A 19160-nucleotide genomic window follows, 5' to 3' on the forward strand; every position below is an offset into this window, starting at 1 on the left:
CCCGCCTCAGGGACGGGCCACGGGAGCAGGCCTCAGGACACGATGTCCTTGCGGGCGAAGCCCCGGAAGGCCAGCGCGAAGAGGATCAGCGCGTACGTCACCGAGACCGCCGCGCCCTTGGCCATCCCGCCCCACTCCAACTGTGGCTGGAGCGCGTCCGCCCAGGCGAACTGCCAGTGCGCGGGCAGGAAGTCGCGCCAGGATCCCAGCGCCGTGACCGCGTCCAGGACGTTGCCGATGATCGTCAGGCCGACCGCCCCGCCGACGGCGCCCAGCGGCGCGTCGGTCCGGGTGGAGAGCCAGAAGGCCAGTCCGGCGGTGACCAGTTGGGAGACGAAGATGAACACGACCGCCAGGGCCAGCCGGGGCACGGTGTCGGCGGCGGGCAGGGCCCCGCCGGTGGGGAGCCGCAAGGGCCCCCAGCCGTAGGCGACCGTGCCCGCGGCGAGCGCCACCAGCGGCAGCAGCACCATCGCCGCCGCGCTGAACCCGAGCGCCACGGCCAGCTTGGACCAGAGCAGCCGGGCCCGGGGGACGGGCGCGGCCAGCAGGTAGCGCAGCGAGGACCAGCTCGCCTCGGAGGCCACGGTGTCCCCGCAGAACAGGGCGACCGGGACCACGAGGAGGAATCCGGCGGAGACGAAGAGACAGGTCGCGGCGAAGTTCGCCGCCGACGCCGTCGCCGTGTCCATCAGCGTGATCCGGCCGCGCTCGCTGCCGTCCGGGGACCCGCCGATCGCGAAGGCGATGATCAGGACGAACGGCAGGGCGGCGAGGACCGCTCCCATGACCAGGGTGCGGCGCCGCTTGAGCTGCCGTACGGCCTCGACGCGCAGCGGCAGGGTGTGCCGCGCCCGGTAGCCGGGTGCGGTCTCCACCAGTTCCGCGGTCCTGCTCATGCGGATCCTCCTCCGATCAGGGTCAGGAACGCGTCCTCCAGGCGCCGGTGCGGACCCACACCGGTCACGGGCACGTCCAGGCGCACGAGTTCGCCGATCAACGCGGTCGCGTCGGCCCCGTCGAGGCGGACGAGGAGTCCGCCCTCGGTCCGGACGACCGAGCCGATCCCGGGCAGCGCGCCGATCTTGTCCACGAGCGGGTCCGGGACGGTGTCTCCGAGCGTCACGAGCAGGGCGTCCCCCGCGCCGGTGATCTCACCGACGGGACCGGCCTGTACGAGCCGGCCGCGGTCCATGACCACGAGATGGGTGCAGGACTGCTCGACCTCCGAGAGGAGGTGGCTGGAGACGATGACGGTCCGGCCCTCGGCGGCGTACCGGATCATCACGTCCCGCATCTCGCGGATCTGTGGCGGGTCGAGTCCGTTGGTCGGTTCGTCGAGGATCAGCAGGTCCGGCAGCCCGAGCATGGCCTGGGCGATGGCGAGCCGCTGCCGCATGCCCTGCGAGTACGTCCGTACGGCGCGGGCGAGGGCGTCGCCGAGGCCGGCGATCTCCAGGGCCGTGGCGACGTGCGCGTCCTCGGCGGGGCGGCCGGTGGCCTTCCAGTACAGCTCCAGGTTGTCCCGGCCGGACAGGTGAGGCAGGAAGCCCGCGCCCTCGACGAAGGCGCCGACCCGGGAGAGGACCGGGGCGCCCGGCCGGACGGCCTGGCCGAAGACCCGGATCTCCCCGTCGTCGGGCGTGATCAGGCCCATGAGCATCCGCAGCGTGGTGGTCTTCCCCGCGCCGTTGGGCCCGAGCAGCCCGAGGACCTGCCCCTGTTCGACCCGGAAGGAGAGGTCCCGTACGGCATACCGATCGGAGGACGTGGCGTACTTCTTCGTCAGCCCGGTGATCTGCAGCGGTACGGCGGCGAGTGCGGGGTCCGGGGCGGGCGCCGCGGTCCGGCGCCGGGAGCTGAGGAGCAGCGCGGCGGCGATCAGCGCTCCGGCGAGCGGCAGGCCCCAGACCCACCAGGGCAGCGCGGTCGCCTGGGTGTTCACGGCGGGTGCGGTGGGGAGGGTCAGCGGGCTCTCCACGGCGACGGTGTAGGTGGCCGGTGCGGGCGGGGAGGCGTAACCGAGGTCGGTGGCGGAGAGCACGAGCCGCAGCCGGTGACCGGCTTCGACCTCATGGTCGATCGCGGGCAGTACGAGCTCGACGCTCCTGCCCTTCCGCGCGCCCTCGACGCGGACGGGGGCGACCAGCTGGGCGGGCAGCACCTGCTGACGTCCGTCGGGGCCGACGTCGTAGACCTTGGCGAAGAGGACGGCGGAGCCGTCCGGGCTGTCGGAGGTGACCTTGACGCGGACGGTCGGCGAGCCGGTGATCCGTACCGGCTCTGTCTGCGGCTCGGCCTCGAACCGGGCGTGCTGGCCGGGGAAGTCGACGGAGAGGCCGACGCCGAGGGAGGAGAGCTGGGAGAGCCCGCCGCCGACGCCGGGGACCGCGGAGATGGCGGGCGGGCTCGCTCCGGCGGGGTTGGCGAAGGTCTGCGGCACCCCGGCGCCGAGGCTCACGGTCGTGTCGCCCGCGGAGAGCCCCGGGTATCGGTCGGAGCTCGCGCCGCGCAGCTGTGCCTGCCCGTCGGTGGAGTCGACTCCCCCGGCGCGGCTGACGCGGAACGCGGGTCCGGTGTCGGCGCTCGTGTCCTGCTTGAGGTGGCGGTCGAACCAGGCGCTGATCCGGGCCTCGACGCGTTCGGTCTCGCGGTTGCCGCCGTCGTGTCCGCCCGCTATCCAGTCGACGGCGACGGGCGCGCCGTTGGCACCGATCGCCTTCGCCATGGCGTCGGCGTGGGCGAGCGGGAAGAGGGAGTCGGTCTGTCCCTGGACGATCAGGGCCGGGACCTTGATCCGGTCTCCGACCGCGGAGGGGCTGCGCGCTTCGAGGAGTGCGCGGGCCGCGGCGTCGGGCTGTCCGGAGACGGCGACGCGCTGGTAGAGGGAGCAGAGCTCGGGCGTGAAGCGACCGCAGGAACCGGTGGCGCCGGGCTGCGGGGCAGTCGCCCCGGGTCGGTCGCCGGTCGCGCCGGGCTGGTTGCCGGTCGCGCCGGGCTGGGCGCCGGCGGAGAAGAAGAGGCCGGCCCAGAGCTTCTTGAAGACGCCGTTCGGGAAGAGGGCGTCGGCGAGGTTCCAGTAGGTGATCTGCGGGGCGATCGCGTCGACCCTGGTGTCGTACCCGGCGGCGAGCAGCGAGGCCGCGCCGCCGTAGGAGACGCCGGTGACGCCGACGCGCGGGTCGCCGTCCTTGTCGAGCCGGACCTCGGGGCGCTGGGCGAGCCAGTCGATGAGCCGCTGGACGTCCTTGACCTCGTGGTCGGGGTCGTTGAGTCCGATCTGCCCGGTGGAGGCGCCGAAGCCGCGGGCCGACCAGGTCAGGACGGCGTATCCGTCCCGGGCGAGCCGCTCGGCCTGGGCGCGGACGTCGTCCTTGGAGCCGCCGAAGCCGTGCCCGAGCAGGACGGCCGGCCGTCGGCCGTCGCTCCCCGCGGTGTAGTAGGAGGTGTCGATCCGCGCCCCGGGCATGTCGAGCACCCGGTCCGCGCGGTGTACGGGCGGCGGTTCGTCCGTGGCGACGGCGGTCCAGGTGCCGGCGCCCGCGAGCACGGCGAGGGCGGCGGTGACCGCGGCCCACCGGGGAAGTCGGAGCTGCATGTCCCCGAGCCTAGGCGGGAGACCTGTGAGGCACGGCTGCCTGGGGGCGGAAATCGCGGGCCTCCTGGAGTCGTACGCCGTACCGTCCCGTACACCAGGCGCGGTACGCGCGACGCGAGGCGAGGGGCCGGGGATGAGGATCAGGCGAGCGACGACGGTGGCCGAGCTGATGGCCGCGGAGCATCTCTACGACAGCCGGCCGCGCGCCGCCTGGGCGGAGCGGTTCCTGGCCGCTCCCGGGCATCTGATGCTGATCGCGTACGCGGAGGACGGGTTCCCGGCGGGCCTGGTGTCCGGGATCGAGATGCTCCACCCGGACAAGGGCGTGGAGATGTGCCTGTACGAGCTGTCGGTGGACGAGGGGTACCGGCGGCGGGGCGTCGGGCGGGCGCTGACGGAGGCGTTGCTGGCCGAGGCGCGGGAGCGCGGTTGCTACGACGCGTGGGTCGGCGTGGACACGGACAACGAGCCGGCGCTCGCGACCTACCGGTCGGCGGGGGCAGGGGACGACGGTGTGTTCACCATGCTGACGTGGGAGTTCGACGTGAAGGACCGGTGAGGGGACCCGACGCACTCTTGTACGACACATGTCAGCGCGAGACCCTGTGGCACCAACCGCCCGTACCTGCCGGTAACCCGGACAACGAAAGGTTCAGGTGCCCCACCACATGACCCGAATATCCCGCCGCGTCGGAGCGCTCGTCCCCGTCCTCGCGCTCGCCGCCGGCCTGCAGTTCGCCGTCTCCCCCGCCGCCCAGAGCGCCCCCGTCGGGGACCTCCGCCTCGCCCCGGCCTCCCTCGCCGTCGAGAACAGCTGGATCGTCGTCCTCAAGGACGGCTCGGCCGACGCCGCCGACCTGGGCGTCACCCCGCAGCACGTCTACCGTTCGGTCCTCAAGGGCTTCTCGACCTCGATGTCCCAGGCGAAGGCCGCGGCGCTGGCCGCCGACCCGCGGGTGGCGTACGTCGAGCAGAACACGACCGTCCGCATGGCCGAGACGCAGCCCGGCGCGACGTGGGGCCTCGACCGGATCGACCAGCGGAATCTGCCACTGTCGACCACGTACACGTACAACACGACCGCGACGAACGTCACCGCGTACATCATCGACACCGGCATCCGCACCTCGCACAGCGAGTTCGGCGGCCGGGCGAGGGTCGGCACGGACACGATCGGCGACGGCCAGAACGGCCAGGACTGCCAGGGCCACGGCACGCACGTGGCGGGCACGGTCGGCGGCACCAAGTACGGGGTCGCCAAGGGCGCGAAGCTGGTGGCGGTACGGGTCCTGGGCTGTGACGGCTCGGGGACGACCGCCGGGGTCATCGCCGGCGTGGACTGGGTGACGACCAACGCGGTCAAGCCGGCCGTCGCGAACATGAGCCTGGGCGGCAGCGCGAACCAGTCCCTGGACGACGCGGTGAAGCGCTCGATCGCCTCGGGCGTGAGCTACTCGGTCGCGGCGGGCAACGGCATCCTCATCGGCATCCCCGTGAACGCGTGCAACTACTCGCCGGCGCGCGTCCCCGAGGCGATCACCGTCGGCGCGACGGACTCCGCCGACAAGCGGGCGTCCTTCTCCAACTACGGCACCTGCCTCGACCTCTTCGCGCCGGGCGTCTCGGTGACCTCGGCGTGGAAGGACAACGACGCGGCGACCAACACCATCTCGGGCACCTCGATGGCGACCCCGCACACGGCGGGCGTGGCCGCCCTCTACCTCGCGGCGAACCCGACGGCCACCCCGGCCCAGGTCCGCGACGCGCTGGTGAACAACGCCACGAGCGGCAAGGTCCAGGACGCCCGGACGGGCTCCCCGAACAAGCTGCTGTACTCGCTCTTCTAGGCCGGATCGGGCAACGTCCGCCATGTCGTCGACGGCGCGTAGGCGCCGGTCGTCGACATGGCGGTCCCGCCCGGCAACCGTGTGCCCCGCCACCACGTCCATCGAGGGCATGAGCGAAAACACTCCAGGACGGACCACGGGCGCCAGGTATCTCCTCACCGGCCTCGGTACGGCGACCGGGCTGGTCGTCTGGGCGCCACGGGCGGTGTTCAGTATCGACGGAGGATTCGAAGGCCACGCCCGCGACCTGAGCGTGATCTTCGTCGACCTGCCACTCATCCTGCTCGGCGGTGCGCTGATCCCGCTCGTCGCCTGGTCCACGGCCATGAGACAGGTGCGCCGCCCCTGGGCTGCGGCACTCGCGGCCTTGGCCGCGATCGCACTCGGGACGTGGGGACTCACCGAGTGGTGGACACCCCGCCAGCACCCGGACCCGGGTTACGGACCCGGGATCTGACCACGCCTATGCCACCAACTGCCCGAGGACCTCGGCACCGGCCGGGTACGGCCGCTCCTCGGGCAGCCGCGCCTCGGCCTCGTCCAGTCGGCCGGCCCGCACCAGCGCGTGGATCTCGTGGGCGAGCGGCGTGACATCCCGTACCCCGACGGTCCATTCGTCCGCGTACCGCCGGGCCGCCTCCCCCGCGAGACCGAGCTGAAGCGACCGGTACGGCAGCGCACCGAGCCGCAGATCCCGCTCGGGATCCCACTGCACCCGCGCCTGTGCCTGCCGCAACTCCCGCTTCCAGGCGGCCTGATCGGCATGACATCCGCGCACGTAGTGCGAGAGGCAGGCGTTCCGCAGCGCCCATTCGAACCCCTCGCGGGTGATCTCGACGGCGAGGACGGTCTGCTGCCCCTCCTTCAGCCCCCACCCGCAGCGGTACATCATCCACAGGAACGAGGGCTTGGTCAGTTGACTGCACCGACGAGGGCCATGGCCCGACCTGCAGGCCGTGGTTGAAGAGCGTTCGGCTGTGCATGAGGCTCTTCGATTCATCAAGATCTGATGGACGGGCGCGGCACGGCTGGGTTCGGACATCTCGGCATCCGCACCACCCGCGGCTACCTCGCAGGCCACAGCTCGAAGGCGGGTGATCAGGAGCGCGGAAGCCGGCAGCACGGTGTCCGCGGAATGCGGCCGTATCGTCGCTCAAGGCCGCCAGCGGGGGCCTCGTCGTTCGGGGTGTGCGGACTGACGAAGTGGATCCGGTGGCGTACCGGCCAGCCGCCGGGCACGTCAGACGAGGTAGACGGGGTCGCCGTCCGCTGCCAAGCGACGTGCTCAACACAGCCGCCAATGAATGACTGTGTCCGGCGCAGGGGCCGTGACCATTGATGACCACGTCACCGGGAGCCGTGGTGACATGGGAAGCCTCGGCCGGTATCTCTGACGGTGGCTTGGGTCCCGAACTGCCGCTTGGTGAGCAGTTCGGCGCACGTCTCGTACGGTCCGGCCACCTCGCTGTCAGACCTCCGTGGTGCACTGTTCTTGATCCGGAGAACAACCATTGGGGGAGGCACGTCATGGGAGCCCGTTCGTACGACGCACCGTACGAGGAGGTCCACAGGGCGGCGGTGGCCGCAGTCGACCTCCTGCGTCGCCTGGCGGCTGAACAGAACGAGGGCGCCCCTCCGCTGCCCACCGATGCCGAGGTCGTGCGCTTTCTGGGGCGTACGCATCCGGACCGGTACCCCCGGTCCGTCGGCCGCCCCGAGTGGCTGGCCGAGGCATGGCGCCGCTGCGACCTGCCGACGGACGCCCAAGCGCCCCACCCGACTCCTCCGGCCGACGGGGTCGAGGCACTCGAGCAGTTGCGGCGCGACGTGGCGGCCGGCCAACTCGCCCCTTACCGCCGCTCGGCCCACGTCCGCCGACTGTCGGCGGCCTACGAGGCCGGGACGCTCACGGCATCGGACGTCATCGAAGCGTACCCGGCACGTTGGACGATGCCGATGCGCATGCATTCCGACCACAGCCGGGCATGCCGCGCCTTCGAACGGCATCTTCGGACGCACCTCACGACCTCACTGGGAACAAACCCGACGGCCTGGCTCAAGCTGCTCACCACGGTTGACTCCCTCTGCCGGCCCGGCGGCGAAGGCCCGGACACACTGCTCAGCTGGCCTGCGCTGGTGCAACGGTCCCAGGACACAGTGGCGGTCGCCCCCGCCCGTCTGCTGCCGGACCGCAAACCGACGGGCCGGAAAATCGAGGACCAGCTGTTCCACGCTCGGTGGTGGTGGCCGACGGGCGAGCTGCTGCTGCGGTGCGACGCCGATGTCTTGGACGCCCTGATGCCTGAACTGTCGCCCGGCACGGGCACTCTGCTGGCGCAGTACGTCGTTGCAATACGCCGCGGCACACCCAGAGCAGTCCTAGAGCATCTCCTGCGCAGCCGGAACCGTGAAGCCCTGCTGGTGATCGCCCGCGGTATCGACCTGACCCGGGGCACCGCGCTGCGGCTCCTGGCATGCGGCGATCCAGAGATCCACCTCGCCGTCCTGGGCCTTCACTTCTACGTCTGTGCCGAGGAACGCCGCGAAGCCCTCACCGACCCGTCGGTGCCGCTCGCACCGCTCGTCGACCGCATCCCGTGGAGTGCGCTCCCCGACTGCCTCCACGCCGTCGAGCCGGAACTCATCGAAGCGGCGTTCGCCAGCACCCACCGGTCGAAGTTCAAAATGCCGGAGCAACTGACAGGCTGCCTCAACCTGCTGCGGCACGGGGGACCGGACCGGTTGTCGGCATTGCTTGCCACCGGGCTCGTGAGCCCGGCGGTCACCCGCATCTGCGAGAAGGCGCTGACCGCCGCCGACCCGCTTGCGGCGCTGCGCACCCGGGTGGACAAGGAGCTGACCACACAGAAGCTCGCCTCGCGCCTGCGCCGCCTCGGCCCACAGGCCGGCGCGGATGCCGCCGACCGGTTGATGGAGCTTTTTCCGAACACCGACTGGAACCACCTGGAAGCAGAGCACACCCGTGAGCCGTTCCGGTACTGGCCACAGATGGTCAACCGTCCCGGCACACCGCCCGACGTCGCGGCCCGTCACATCGACGCGATACGCCGCGACTACCGCAGGCACCGCTCCTACTCGGGGAACTGGATCCGGGACGAGAGTACGCTGCGGGCCGGGCTGGGCTACAGCGCCGATCAGGAGAAAGCGACCGGGCAACTCGATGATCTGCTCACGGAGGGCCTCATAACCCCCGAGGACCTTCTGCGGCGCGTGGGTCAGGGCCCGTGCGTGCTGCGCCACCTCGGCGACGCCCGGTGCCGATCGGACGCTCCTGCGCAGATCGGGGAAGCGGTGGAGAAGCTCACGGCCTTGGTCCGTAGGCACCTGCCGGCGACGGACGAAGGGGCCTGGCAGCGGCTGTACCGGCGGCTGGCGGGCCGCGACCCGCACCATCCAGAGCGCGGCACAATCGAAGAGCTCCTGACTGCGGAGTGAGGGTCAGGCCCCAGTGACCTGAGTCGGAGATTCATCGGCAGCGGTGAGGAACCTTTGAACTCGGCTGCCCGGTGGCGGCGGTGCAGAGAAGATCCAGGTCATCCGATCCCGCTTCCACGCGGCCGGAAAACGCCCGTCGCGGGCGGCGGGAAGGCCGATGGACGGGTCGTACGCCTGGTACACGGTCACCGTCGACTCGGTGTGCAGGGCGCGGATCTGATACTTCGGCGGAACGGCGGACATGCCCCCAGCCTGCGCCTCCGTGCGCCGTACGGGCCAGTCGTTTTTACGCGGCGGAACAGTGGTCGCCCTACCGTCGCGGAGCCCCGTCCTTCACGGCCCCGACGAACGACAGCCAGGCGTCGCGCTCGAAGAAGAGGCACAGCCCGTCCCGCGCCTTGCTGTCACGCACGGCGCTTCCGTCGTGGGCTGTCCGCGCCACTTCGAGACAGTCGCCCTGCTGGTCGGAGAAGGACGACTTGCGAAATGCGGTGACGATCTCAGGTATCACTTTGCCTCTTCCATGCGATGCGACACATCACCGAGGAGCTGCCGAATACGCTCCGCGCTCTCGTCGGGGGACAGCGCCGCTGAGCGTAGTTGATCGAATACGTTGACGTAGACGGCGAGATCCTCGGGGTCCTCCACGACCGTGGCACGGGCGACCGTCCGCACGGTCACGGCCTCCACGCGGGGCTCCACCCCGAAGGAGAACGCCACGAACGCGCCCGACATCCCTGCAGTTCTGCTCGCCGCCGCCGGGAGGATCTGCACGGTCACGTTCTGGCGCCGACCGGCGTCGAGCAGTCGATGGAGCTGACCGGCACTGACGGCCGGGTCATGGACGAGTGAGACAATCGCGGGCTCCCAGATGACAGCCGTGAAGTGCACCCCACCCTCTTCGAGCCTCCGCTGACGTTCCTGGCGAACCTTGACCAACTCGGTGATGCGCTCGGGGGCGATGAACATGGGCCCTGCGGAAATCACCGACTCGGCATACTCCGGCGTCTGCAACAGTCCTGGAATGAGAGAGGGTTCCCAGGAACGGATGTACGTCGAGTCGCTCTCCAGCGTGATGTGATCCGCGTAGTCCGGCCTCAGGGTGTCCTGGTAGTCGAGCCACCAACCTCGCCGGGTGCTCGCGCGGGCCAGATCCTCCAGCCGGCTCCGCTCTCCCTCATCCCGGACCCCGTAGCAATCCAGGAGAGTCCTCACCTCAAGAGCAGAGGCGGAGACTTGCCCGCTCTCAAGCCGACTCACCTTGGTCACCGACTTCATGATGGCGTCGGCGGCTACAGATTGATCGACACCAGCAGCCTCACGAAGGCGCTTCAGTGCGGAGCCGAGCCGCCGACTGCGTACGGTCGGCCTCCCACCTGCGGGCATGCTGTCTCCTCTCAACGCGGCCTCCAGTGTGCCGCCTTCAGGCGAGCGCGAGCCAGTTCGCCCGTTCGCAAATTTGCGAAAGAGCTACTTGCGGTAGCCAGTCGATCACCCTTAGCGTGATTGCGTGACGCGCCGCTCACCATCCCGTGTGTAGCGGCGGCACCTTGATGTCCAGTCAGGCCAGAAAGCAAGTGCCCCCGCGACCGTGCGACCGGTCCGGGGGCGTGGCCAACGCTTCAGAGGAGCGTCAACATGAGTAACCCTATCGTCCGCCTTACCGGACTGTTGTTGCGGCTGTTACTGCCGCCGTCGGGACGTCGTCGGCGGTGTGCCCGCTCTCCGCGGCCCACGCCGCTGACCATCACCACACGCCCCACTTCGCCGCTGCTGCGGGGTGAGGACAGTCGGCTCGTGCGCCCGTACCTGCTGGCTCATGAGGAGCGGGAACAGGCCCGGTTGCAGCGCCAGAGGCGGCGGGCACTGTGGCTGGCCGTGCACGGCGTGGATGTGGGCCCGCGTCTGATCCACGGCGTGGAGGTGGCCTGATGGAAGAGGCCAGCCTGATCGTACGGCGCTGGGAGCGGGGAGCGAGGAGCGTCCCGCTGGCCCGAGGGGAATTGCGCAAGGCCCTGAAGGACTGGGGGCTGAGCCACATCGAAGACGCGGCGTCGCTCGTGCTCTCGGAGCTGCTCACCAACGCGGTCCGGCACGGACGTGTGCCGGGCAGGGTGATCGAGACGCGCTTCCTCCACACCCCCGATGGACTGCGCGTAGAGGTCCACGACGCCTCGGAGCGACGGCCGTTGATGGCACTGCCTGATTCCGACGCCTGCGGAGGCTGGGGGCTTCCGCTCGTGGACACGCTTTCGGAGCGGTGGGGCGTCTCCGAGCGGTCGGGCCCTGGCAAGTTCGTCTGGGCCGAACTGTCCGCCTGACAACCGTCGTCGGAGCCCCGGTCCTTCCGGCCGGGGCTCCTTAGAAGTCATCTCATTTGGTGAGTCTGCGGTAGCAGATGAGGGTGCAGGCGATGCTGGTGAAGGCGAGGAAGTGGTCGGCTTTGCGTTCGTAGCGTCGGTGGAGCCGGCGCCACCCGGCGAGCCAGGCCATGGTGCGTTCGATGGTCCACCGGTGTCGTCGGAGTCGCTGCGAGGATTCGATGCCTTTGCGGGCGATGCGGTGGCGGATGCCTCGGCCGGAGAGCCATTGCCGCAGGTGGCGATAGTCGTAGCCCTTGTCGGCATGGAGCTTGCCGGGCTTGCGTCGGGGTCGACCGCGGCGTGAACGGATCGGGGGTATTCCCTTCACCAGCGGGATCAGGGCCTGACTGTTGTGAAAGTATCCGGAGATCCCGATCCAGACGAGGTGGAGCTGATGAGTTACCCGTTCCGGAGCATCGAAGGATCGAAGATCATCTGGGATCCGGGGATGGGGGTGGGGCAGACCTACGCCGCTCTCGCCGCCGAGACCGGCGCCCTGCTGGAGGTGCCCACAGGGTTGACCTACTCCGAGCGCCTGGGCGGCAGCGAGGTGGACCTGGCCCTTTTCCAGCGGTTCACTCAGAAGCTGTACGACCGGTACTTCAACACCAACAACTTCGTCCTGCACGGACTCCTCCACGGCCTGTTGCTGTCCTCCATCGTGATGCTGGAGAACGGCGGCGGATCGATCACGCGGATCCCAGAGGAGGAGTACGGACTCCTGGATGACCACGGCGCCTACATGCGCGCCATGTGGACGGACTTCTGAAAAAACCCCACGCGCTGGCGTGAGAACGGCCGGTTCCGCACCCACGGGACCGGCCGGCTCGCGTTCAAGGAGGCACCGAGGAGCAATCGCCGTCTCCCTCACCGATGCGCAGGAGTATGAAGAAGTCATCTCATGTGGCGAGTCTGCGGTAGCAGATGAGGGTGCAGGCGTTGCTGGTGCAGGCGAGGAAGTGGTCGGCTTTGCGCTCATAGCGGCGGTGGAGTCGTCGGCAGCCGGCGAGCCAGGCCATGGTGCGTTCGATGGTCCAGCGGTGACGGCCCAGCCGCTGGGAGGACTCGCGCCCTTGCGGGCGATGCGGTGGGTGATGCTGCGCTCGCGTAACCAGCGTCGCGGGTGGGAGTAGTCGTAGCCCTTGTCGCCGTGGAGTTTTTCCGGCTTGCGCCGCCTGCGCCCGCGGCGGGACCGGATCGGCGGTATGCCCTTCACCAGTGGGATGAGTGCCTGGCTGTCGTGCAGGTTCGCCGCCGAGATCCCGACAGAGATGGGCAGACCGGTCCGCTCGGTGATCAGGTGGATCTTTGAGCCGTACTTGCCTCGGTCGACAGGATTCGGACCCGTCAGGTCCCCCTTTTCGTCGCCCGCATGTTCACCGAGTCGATCGCGCAGCGGGACCAGTCCAGCTCGCCCCGGGAGCCGAGCTCGTCGAGGACCAGGCGGTAGAGCTTGGCCCACACCCGGGCCTTCGTCCACTCCGAGAAACGCCGGTGGGCCGTCGCTCCCGACGGCCCGAACGACGCGGACGGCAACTGCTGCCACGTGCAGCCCGACGTGGCCACGAACACGATCGCGGCCAGCACTTCCCGGTCACCATGCCGACGTGGGCCGCCACCCTGAGGCCGGGAAGGAGCCTCAGGCACCACTTGCTGAAACAGCTCCCACAACTCGTCCGGCACCAGCCGCTCAACAATCCCCACCACGACCGACAGATTACCGACTCGCCAAATGAGATGACGTCTTCACTCTCCGTACTTCGCCCACCAGTCCGTGAACGGCTCGGCGTGAGCGAGTGCCGTTTCCCGGTAGCTGACGAATCGCTCCGCCTCGGCGGCCTGCAACAGCTTCGCCCCTTGGAATGCGCCCCGCTCGTCGTAGGCCATGACGGCTGTGTCCGTCCCGTCGAAGAGCCAGAAATCCGGTACGTCTTCGAGCGGGTTGGGGGCGTCGGTCGTATCGAGGACGAAGAACTCCTCCCCGCCGGTCATGTTCTTCCGGTAGCCCCAGCCGAGTTCGAAGCGGAGGTATTCCGTGAGTGGCCGGGCGAGGACATGAACGCGGTACACACGCTTGCCCCGGCTGGTGTGGGATCGCAACTCCGCCACCCACTCGGCGTTGTAGTCGTCCGGCTGCGGCCGGCCCTCCTGGAATGCTCGAAAGGCATCCACGTTCCCGGACCGGCTGTAGTCGTCCAGCGTCTCCAGACGGAACGCCTCACGCTGAAACGAGTCGAAGAGGTCTCCGAGGGTCCTAGACGAGGCCATCGGCGATAGCCCTCTTGATCAGGTCCATGGGGATCTCTACGAGCGTTTCGTGAGCGGAATGTCGAGACCGTGATCCGTCGGCGTCTCCCCCTGCACAAGGAACGTCCCCCGGTCGGTTGCGTAGAGCGTTGGGCAGTCCTTGAGATCGCACGTGCTGACCAGCTTGGTCACCTGCATGGTGATCAAGTCCCCTCTCCCTGGCGGTGCTCGAGCCTCCGTGCCACGTTCGATGCTCCCGAGGCCGCGGCAGGAGGGTCAAGGGATCACGGTTGAGGGAACAGGAAATCGGGCGGACAGCACGAACCCCCGGCCGGTGAGGGTTGGCCGGGGGCTGCGCCACGGGGGGGCGCGTCAGTGGTTACGGGGGAAGCCCAGGTCCACGCCCGCCGGGGTCTCGGACGGGTCCGGCCAGCGGGTGGTGACGACCTTGCCGCGGGTGTAGAAGTGGATGCCGTCGTTGCCGTAGACGTGGTGGTCGCCGAAGAGCGAGTCCTTCCAGCCACCGAACGAGTGGTAGCCCACCGGCACCGGGATCGGGACGTTCACGCCGACCATGCCCGCCTGGACCTCCAGCTGGAAGCGGCGGGCCGCGCCGCCGTCGCGGGTGAAGATCGCGGTGCCGTTGCCGAACGGCGAGGCGTTGATGAGGGCGACGCCCTCCTCGTACGTCTCCGTGCGCAGCACGCACAGCACCGGGCCGAAGATCTCGTCCTGGTACGCCTTCGCCGTGGTCGGCACCCGGTCCAGGAGCGAGAGCCCGATCCAGTGGCCGTTCTCGTACCCCTCGACGGTGTAGCCGGTGCCGTCGAGCACGACCTCGCAGCCCTCGTCGGCCGCGCCCTTCACGTACGAGGCGACCTTGTCGCGGTGGACGGCCGTGATGAGCGGGCCCATCTCGGAGGCCGGGTCGTTGCCGGGGCCGATCTTGATCTTCTCGGCGCGCTCGCGGATCTTCTCCACCAGCTCGTCCGCGATGGAGCCGACCGCGACGACCGCCGAGATCGCCATGCAGCGCTCGCCGGCCGAACCGTACGCCGCCGAGACCGCCGCGTCCGCCGCCGCGTCCAGGTCCGCGTCCGGCAGCACCAGCATGTGGTTCTTGGCACCGCCGAGCGCCTGCACCCGCTTGCCCTTGGCGGAGGCGGTGGCGTGGATGTGGCGGGCGATCGGGGTCGAGCCGACGAAGGAGATCGCCGAGACGTCCGGGTGCTCCAGGAGCCGGTCGACGGCCACCTTGTCGCCGTGCAGGACGTTGAAGACACCGTCCGGCAGCCCCGCCTCGGCGAGCAGCTCGGCGATCTTCAACGAGGCGGAGGGGTCCTTCTCGCTCGGCTTGAGGATGAAGGTGTTGCCGCACGCGAGGGCGATCGGGAACATCCACATCGGCACCATGGCCGGGAAGTTGAACGGCGTGATGCCGGCGACGACGCCCACCGGCTGGCGGATCGCGGCCACGTCCACCCGGTTCGACACCTGGGTCGACAGCTCGCCCTTGAGCTGGGTGGTGATGCCGCAGGCCAGGTCGACGATCTCCAGACCGCGGGCGACCTCGCCCAGCGCGTCCGAGTGGACCTTGCCGTGCTCGGCGGTGATCAGCTCGGCGATCGCGTCGCGGTTGGCGTCGAGCAGCGCGCGGAACTTGAACATGATCGTGGTGCGCTGGGCGAGCGACGCCGTCCCCCACGTTTCGAACGCGGTCTTCGCCGCGGCGACGGCCGCGTCGACCTCCTCGACCGAGGCCAGGGCCACCCGCGTGGTCACGGCACCGGTGGCCGGGTCGGTGACCGGGCCCCAGTTGCCCGACGTGCCCTCGACGGTCTTGCCACCGATCCAGTGGTGGACAGTCTTCTCGGTGTTCGTCATGCCGAAATGCTCCTTCAGAGATGGCGGCGTCGGGCGGTGACGTGCCGGTCGTACTCCTCCCGGGCCTTGACCGCCGACGCGCGGGTCGAGGTCTCGGCCACAGGCACATCCCACCACGCCTGCGCGGGGGGCGCGCCCGACACTGTGTCTGCCGTTTCGGTCTCGACATAGACACATGTGGGGACGGTCGACGTGCGCGCCTCGGCGAGGGCTTCTCGCAGGTCACGTACGGTACGGGCGGTCAGCACCCGCATCCCGAGCGAGGCCGCGTTGGCGGCCAGGTCGACGGGGAGCGGCGCTCCGGTGAAGCTGCCGTCGGCGGCCCGGAAGCGGTAGGCGGTGCCGTAGCGCTCCGCTCCCACGGACTCGGAGAGCCCGCCGATGGAGGCGTATCCGTGGTTCTGCAGGATGACCACCTTCAGGGGCAGTCCCTCCTGCACGGCCGTGACGATCTCGGTGGGATTCATCAGATACGTACCGTCTCCGACGAGCGCCCAGACCGGCCGCCCGGGTGCGGCGAGCGCGACCCCGATCGCCGCCGGGATCTCGTAGCCCATGCAGGAGTACCCGTATTCGACGTGGTACTGGTCCGAGGAGCGGGGCCGCCAGAGCTTGTGGAGGTCGCCGGGGAGGGATCCGGCCGCGTTGATCAGGATGTCGTCCTCGTCGACCAGAGTGTCGAGTACGCCGAGGAGTTGCGACTGGGTGGGGCGGGCGTCCTCGTCGCGTACGGCATAGGCGGCGTCGACCCGTTCCTGCCAGGCGTCCTTGGAGAACGTCCAGGACAGGTTGTCCGTGCGGTGTCCGTCCAGCGCCTCCGTCAGCGCCGTGAGGCCCTCGCGGGCGTCGGCGACGAGCGGAAGCGCGCCCAGTTTGTGGGCGTCGAACCCGGCGATGTTCAGGTTCACGAACCGGACGCCCTCGGGGAAGAGGGTGCCCGAGGCGGTGGTGAAGTCGGTGTAGCGGGTGCCGACGCCGATGACCAGATCGCTGGCGGCGGCGAGCGCGTCGGCGGTGGCCGTGCCCGTGTGGCCGATGCCGCCGACGTCGCAGGAGTGGTCGTACGGAAGGACTCCCTTGCCGGCCTGGGTGGAGGCGACGGGGATGCGGGCCCGTTCGGCGAGCGTGCGGAGCGCGTCCTCGGCCCCGCTGTACTTCACGCCTCCGCCCGCGACGATCAGGGGGCGGACGGAGGCCCTGATCGCCCGGACCGCCGCGTCGAGTTCGCCGGTGTCGGGTCGCTGCCGTCTGACCGTCCAGGTCCGCTCGGCGAAGAACTCCTCCGGCCAGTCGTACGCCTCCGCCTGCACGTCCTGGGGCAGGGCGAGGGTGACCGCCCCGGTCTCGACGGGATCGGCAAGGACCCGCATGGCGGCGAGGGCGGCGGGGATCAGCGCCTCGGGGCGAGTGATCCGGTCGAAGTACCGCGAGACGGGCCGCAGGCAGTCGTTGACGGACACGTCGCCCGCGTACGGGACTTCGAGCTGCTGGAGCACGGGGTCGGCCGGGCGGGTCGCGAAGGTGTCCCCGGGCAGGAGGAGGACGGGCAGGTGGTTGATCGTGGCGAGGGCGGCGCCGGTGACCAGGTTGGTGGCGCCGGGGCCGATGGAGGTGGTGACGGCGTGGGCGGAGAGCCGGTTCGACTGGCGCGCGTAGCCGACGGCCGCGTGCACCATGGCCTGTTCGTTGCGTCCCTGGTGGTACGGCATGGCGTGCGTGGCGTCGTCGGCGTACTCGACGAGCGCCTGGCCGATACCGGCCACGTTCCCGTGGCCGAAGATGCCCCAGGTCGCGGAGACCAGCCGCTGCCGCATGCCGTCGCGTTCGGTGTACTGGACGGCGAGGAAGCGTACGAGCGCCTGGGCGACCGTCAGCCGGGTCATCGGTATCCCTCCGTGTGGTCGGGGTGGAAGCAGATCTTCCACTCTCGCTCCGGTCCTGGTCCCGCCATCACGTTCAGGTAGTACATGGCGTGGGACGGCTGGGCGATGGACGGTCCGTGCCAGCCGTCGGGCACGAGGACGGCGTCACCGGTGCGGACCTCCGCGAGGAGATCGGCGCCGCCGGGCCGGGAGGGCGAGATCCGCTGGTAGCCGAGACCGGCCCGCTGGATCTCGTAGTAGTAGATCTCCTCCAGCACGGACTCGGCGCCGGGGCGGTGCTCGTCGTGCTTGTGGGGCGGGTAGGAGGACCAGTTGCCGCCCGGGGTGATCACCTCGACGGCGATCAGCCGGTCGCAGTCGAAGGCGTCGGCGGAGGCGAAGTTGCGCACCTGCCGGGCCTGGTTGCCGCTGCCGCGGGCCTCGACGGGTACCTCCGGCGCGGGGCCGTAGCGAGCGGGGAGTCGTCGCTCGCACTTCGCTCCTGCCAAAGCGAAGCGGCCTCCCGCACCGGAGGCGATCTGGACCCGGGCGTCGCGGGGCACGTACGCGAAGTCGGTCACTCCGCCGAACACGCTTTCGCGACCCAGGAGTTGGAGATCCCGTCCGTCGACGTGCACCGTACAGCCGCCGGTGAGCGGAAGCACGATCCACTCGCTGTCCCCGGTGTCCAGGAGGTGGGTGTCTCCCGGGCCGAGTGCGAGGACGCGCAGGGCGGAGTACCTCCAGCCGGCCCGGTCGGGGTCGATGTGGAGGGCGTACGGCCCACGGGCCGCGGTCCCGGCGGGCAGATGGAGAGAGCTCATGGGAGGTGCGTACCCCTTCCTACCGCGTCCCGCAGCAGGCTCGCAGCGGTATCGACCGCTCCGGCCACATCCCCGTCGGGCGGATAGAGCAGCGAACGCCCGACGACGAGGCCGCGGACGGTGGGCAGGCGCAGGGCGCCGCGCCACTTCTCGTACGCGATCTCCTGGGCGTCCGGGCCGGGGCCGGGGTCGCCGCCGAGCAGGACGGCGGGGAGGGTCGTGGTCTCCATGACGCGGGCCATGTCCTCGGGGCGGTCGGTGACCGGGACCTTGAGCCAGGTGTAGGCGGAGGTGCCGCCGAGGCCGGAGGCGACGGCGAGGGAGGTGATCACGGCCTCGGCGGAGAGGTCGTGGTGCAGGCGTCCCTCGCGGTCGCGGCGGCAGAGGAAGGGTTCGACGAAGAGGGGCAGCCGCAGGCCGCCCATCTCGTCGACGGCGCGGGCGGCGGAGTGGAGGGTGGAGAGGGAGCCGGGGTCGTCGGGGTCGATCCGCAGGAGGAGCTTGCCGGCGTCGAAACCGAGCCGGGCGAGGTCCTGGGGGCGGTGGCCGGTGAACCGGTCGTCGAGCTCGAACGACGCGCCGGCGAGCCCGCCGCGGTTCATGGAGCCGACGGCGAGCCGGTCGTCGAGGGCGCCGAGGAGGAGCAGGTCGTCGAGGATGTCGGCGGAGGCGAGGACCCCGTCGACCCCGGGCCGCGAGAGCGCGAGACGGAGCCGCCCGAGCAGATCGCCCCGGTCGGCCATGGCGTACGGCCGGTCTCCGACGCCCAGCGCCCCACGGGCCGGGTGGTCGGCGGCGACGATCAGCAGCCGGTCCCGCTCCTGGAACAGCGCCCGCGTCCGCCGCCGCGCCGCGGCCTCGGCGACGGCCTCGGGATGATGCGCCCGAAGAGCGACGATCCGCTCGACGTCGACGCCCTCGACCCCCCTGGCGCCCGCACCGCCCACGGTCCGTCGGCCCGGCCACGGCGGCGCGGGGTGCGCGGCGCGACGCATCGGGTCGGGGTCGGGGTCGGGGGGCGGTGTGGGGCGCTCCGGATCGGACGGTGCCGAGCCCCCCGGCCGCGCGGGCGGTGCCGA

17 protein-coding genes and 4 pseudogenes are annotated in these 19160 nt (G+C 70.4%); 7 read left to right on the forward strand and 14 right to left on the reverse strand.

What is annotated here, in order from left to right:
- Positions 1-32: 32 nt before the first annotated feature.
- Entirely contained in the window at positions 33-899 is an 867-nt protein-coding gene (locus tag ACFYV5_RS21090; protein WP_389170526.1) for an ABC transporter permease, read from the reverse strand.
- Complete coding sequence (locus tag ACFYV5_RS21095; protein WP_389170529.1) at positions 896-3598, reverse strand: alpha/beta fold hydrolase; 2703 nt, start codon at positions 3596-3598, stop codon at positions 896-898. Before ACFYV5_RS21095 ends, ACFYV5_RS21090 begins: the two co-directional genes overlap by 4 nt.
- A gap of 133 nt (positions 3599-3731) precedes the next feature.
- Here ACFYV5_RS21095 and ACFYV5_RS21100 point away from each other — a divergent pair, with 133 nt between their 5' ends.
- The 3 genes from ACFYV5_RS21100 (at position 3732) to ACFYV5_RS21110 (ending at position 5902) form a co-directional block, all read left to right on the forward strand.
- A complete protein-coding gene (locus ACFYV5_RS21100; protein ID WP_355112129.1) occupies positions 3732-4157 on the forward strand; it encodes a GNAT family N-acetyltransferase in 426 nt (141 codons plus the stop codon).
- 109 nt (positions 4158-4266) lie between these two features.
- Positions 4267-5445, forward strand: a complete 1179-nt coding sequence (locus ACFYV5_RS21105) for a S8 family serine peptidase (RefSeq protein ID WP_389170533.1) — start codon at positions 4267-4269, stop codon at positions 5443-5445.
- 109 nt (positions 5446-5554) lie between these two features.
- Positions 5555-5902, forward strand: a complete 348-nt coding sequence (locus ACFYV5_RS21110; RefSeq protein ID WP_389170536.1) for a hypothetical protein — start codon at positions 5555-5557, stop codon at positions 5900-5902.
- 6 nt (positions 5903-5908) lie between these two features.
- Here the strand turns inward: ACFYV5_RS21110 and ACFYV5_RS21115 are convergent, their stop codons facing one another.
- Positions 5909-6445, reverse strand: coding sequence for a DUF4291 domain-containing protein (locus tag ACFYV5_RS21115; protein WP_389171092.1), 537 nt, complete (start codon positions 6443-6445; stop codon positions 5909-5911).
- A gap of 578 nt (positions 6446-7023) precedes the next feature.
- Between ACFYV5_RS21115 and ACFYV5_RS21120 the strand changes: the two genes are divergently transcribed.
- Positions 7024-8901 (forward strand): hypothetical protein, encoded by a 1878-nt coding sequence (locus ACFYV5_RS21120; RefSeq protein ID WP_389170538.1) that lies wholly within the window; start codon positions 7024-7026, stop codon positions 8899-8901.
- A gap of 90 nt (positions 8902-8991) precedes the next feature.
- Here ACFYV5_RS21120 and ACFYV5_RS21125 read toward each other — a convergent pair.
- The 3 genes and pseudogenes from ACFYV5_RS21125 to ACFYV5_RS21135 form a co-directional block, all read right to left on the reverse strand.
- Positions 8992-9144: pseudogene (locus ACFYV5_RS21125) on the reverse strand (DUF4291 family protein); the annotation flags it as partial.
- 67 nt (positions 9145-9211) lie between these two features.
- On the reverse strand, positions 9212-9412 hold the full coding sequence (locus ACFYV5_RS21130; protein WP_389170541.1) for a DUF397 domain-containing protein: 201 nt from the start codon (positions 9410-9412) through the stop codon (positions 9212-9214).
- The gene (locus tag ACFYV5_RS21135; RefSeq protein ID WP_389170544.1) at positions 9409-10287 is read right to left on the reverse strand and encodes a helix-turn-helix transcriptional regulator; all 879 of its coding nucleotides are present in this window, start codon (positions 10285-10287) and stop codon (positions 9409-9411) included. Before ACFYV5_RS21135 ends, ACFYV5_RS21130 begins: the two co-directional genes overlap by 4 nt.
- Positions 10288-10539: 252 nt before the next feature.
- Here ACFYV5_RS21135 and ACFYV5_RS21140 point away from each other — a divergent pair, with 252 nt between their 5' ends.
- Entirely contained in the window at positions 10540-10833 is a 294-nt protein-coding gene (locus ACFYV5_RS21140; protein WP_389170547.1) for a hypothetical protein, read from the forward strand.
- Positions 10833-11222 carry an ATP-binding protein gene (locus ACFYV5_RS21145; RefSeq protein ID WP_389170550.1) on the forward strand — a complete coding sequence of 130 codons (390 nt, stop codon included), beginning with the start codon at positions 10833-10835 and terminating at the stop codon, positions 11220-11222. The genes ACFYV5_RS21140 and ACFYV5_RS21145 overlap by 1 nt, the downstream gene beginning before the upstream one ends.
- Before the next feature lie 52 nt (positions 11223-11274).
- Here the strand turns inward: ACFYV5_RS21145 and ACFYV5_RS21150 are convergent.
- Positions 11275-11640 (reverse strand): annotated as a pseudogene (locus ACFYV5_RS21150) (transposase); the annotation flags it as partial.
- Positions 11641-11658: 18 nt separating this feature from the next.
- On the opposite strand from ACFYV5_RS21150, the gene ACFYV5_RS21155 reads away from it, so the two are divergent.
- Complete coding sequence (locus ACFYV5_RS21155) at positions 11659-12033, forward strand: DUF6086 family protein (RefSeq protein WP_355110812.1); 375 nt, start codon at positions 11659-11661, stop codon at positions 12031-12033.
- A gap of 130 nt (positions 12034-12163) precedes the next feature.
- Here the strand turns inward: ACFYV5_RS21155 and ACFYV5_RS21160 are convergent.
- From ACFYV5_RS21160 to ACFYV5_RS21190, 7 genes and pseudogenes are all read right to left on the reverse strand, one after another.
- Positions 12164-12962: pseudogene (locus ACFYV5_RS21160) on the reverse strand (IS5 family transposase).
- A gap of 48 nt (positions 12963-13010) precedes the next feature.
- Entirely contained in the window at positions 13011-13532 is a 522-nt protein-coding gene (locus tag ACFYV5_RS21165; RefSeq protein ID WP_389170553.1) for a DUF6879 family protein, read from the reverse strand.
- Positions 13519-13709 (reverse strand): annotated as a pseudogene (locus ACFYV5_RS21170) (hypothetical protein). Before ACFYV5_RS21170 ends, ACFYV5_RS21165 begins: the two are co-directional and overlap by 14 nt.
- A 174-nt stretch (positions 13710-13883) precedes the next feature.
- The gene (mmsA, locus tag ACFYV5_RS21175) at positions 13884-15395 is read right to left on the reverse strand and encodes a CoA-acylating methylmalonate-semialdehyde dehydrogenase (RefSeq protein WP_355112137.1); all 1512 of its coding nucleotides are present in this window, start codon (positions 15393-15395) and stop codon (positions 13884-13886) included.
- Positions 15396-15409: 14 nt separating this feature from the next.
- A complete protein-coding gene (iolD, locus tag ACFYV5_RS21180) occupies positions 15410-17278 on the reverse strand; it encodes a 3D-(3,5/4)-trihydroxycyclohexane-1,2-dione acylhydrolase (decyclizing) (protein WP_389170557.1) in 1869 nt (622 codons plus the stop codon).
- The gene (gene iolB, locus ACFYV5_RS21185) at positions 17275-18081 is read right to left on the reverse strand and encodes a 5-deoxy-glucuronate isomerase (RefSeq protein WP_355112141.1); all 807 of its coding nucleotides are present in this window, start codon (positions 18079-18081) and stop codon (positions 17275-17277) included. The genes iolD and iolB overlap by 4 nt, the downstream gene beginning before the upstream one ends.
- A complete protein-coding gene (locus ACFYV5_RS21190; protein WP_389171095.1) occupies positions 18078-19076 on the reverse strand; it encodes a deoxyribose-phosphate aldolase in 999 nt (332 codons plus the stop codon). Before ACFYV5_RS21190 ends, iolB begins: the two co-directional genes overlap by 4 nt.
- Positions 19077-19160: the final 84 nt, after the last annotated feature.

This window comes from Streptomyces sp. NPDC003035 (assembly GCF_042888285.1).
In the GTDB taxonomy this organism is placed as follows: Bacteria; Actinomycetota; Actinomycetes; order Streptomycetales; family Streptomycetaceae; genus Streptomyces.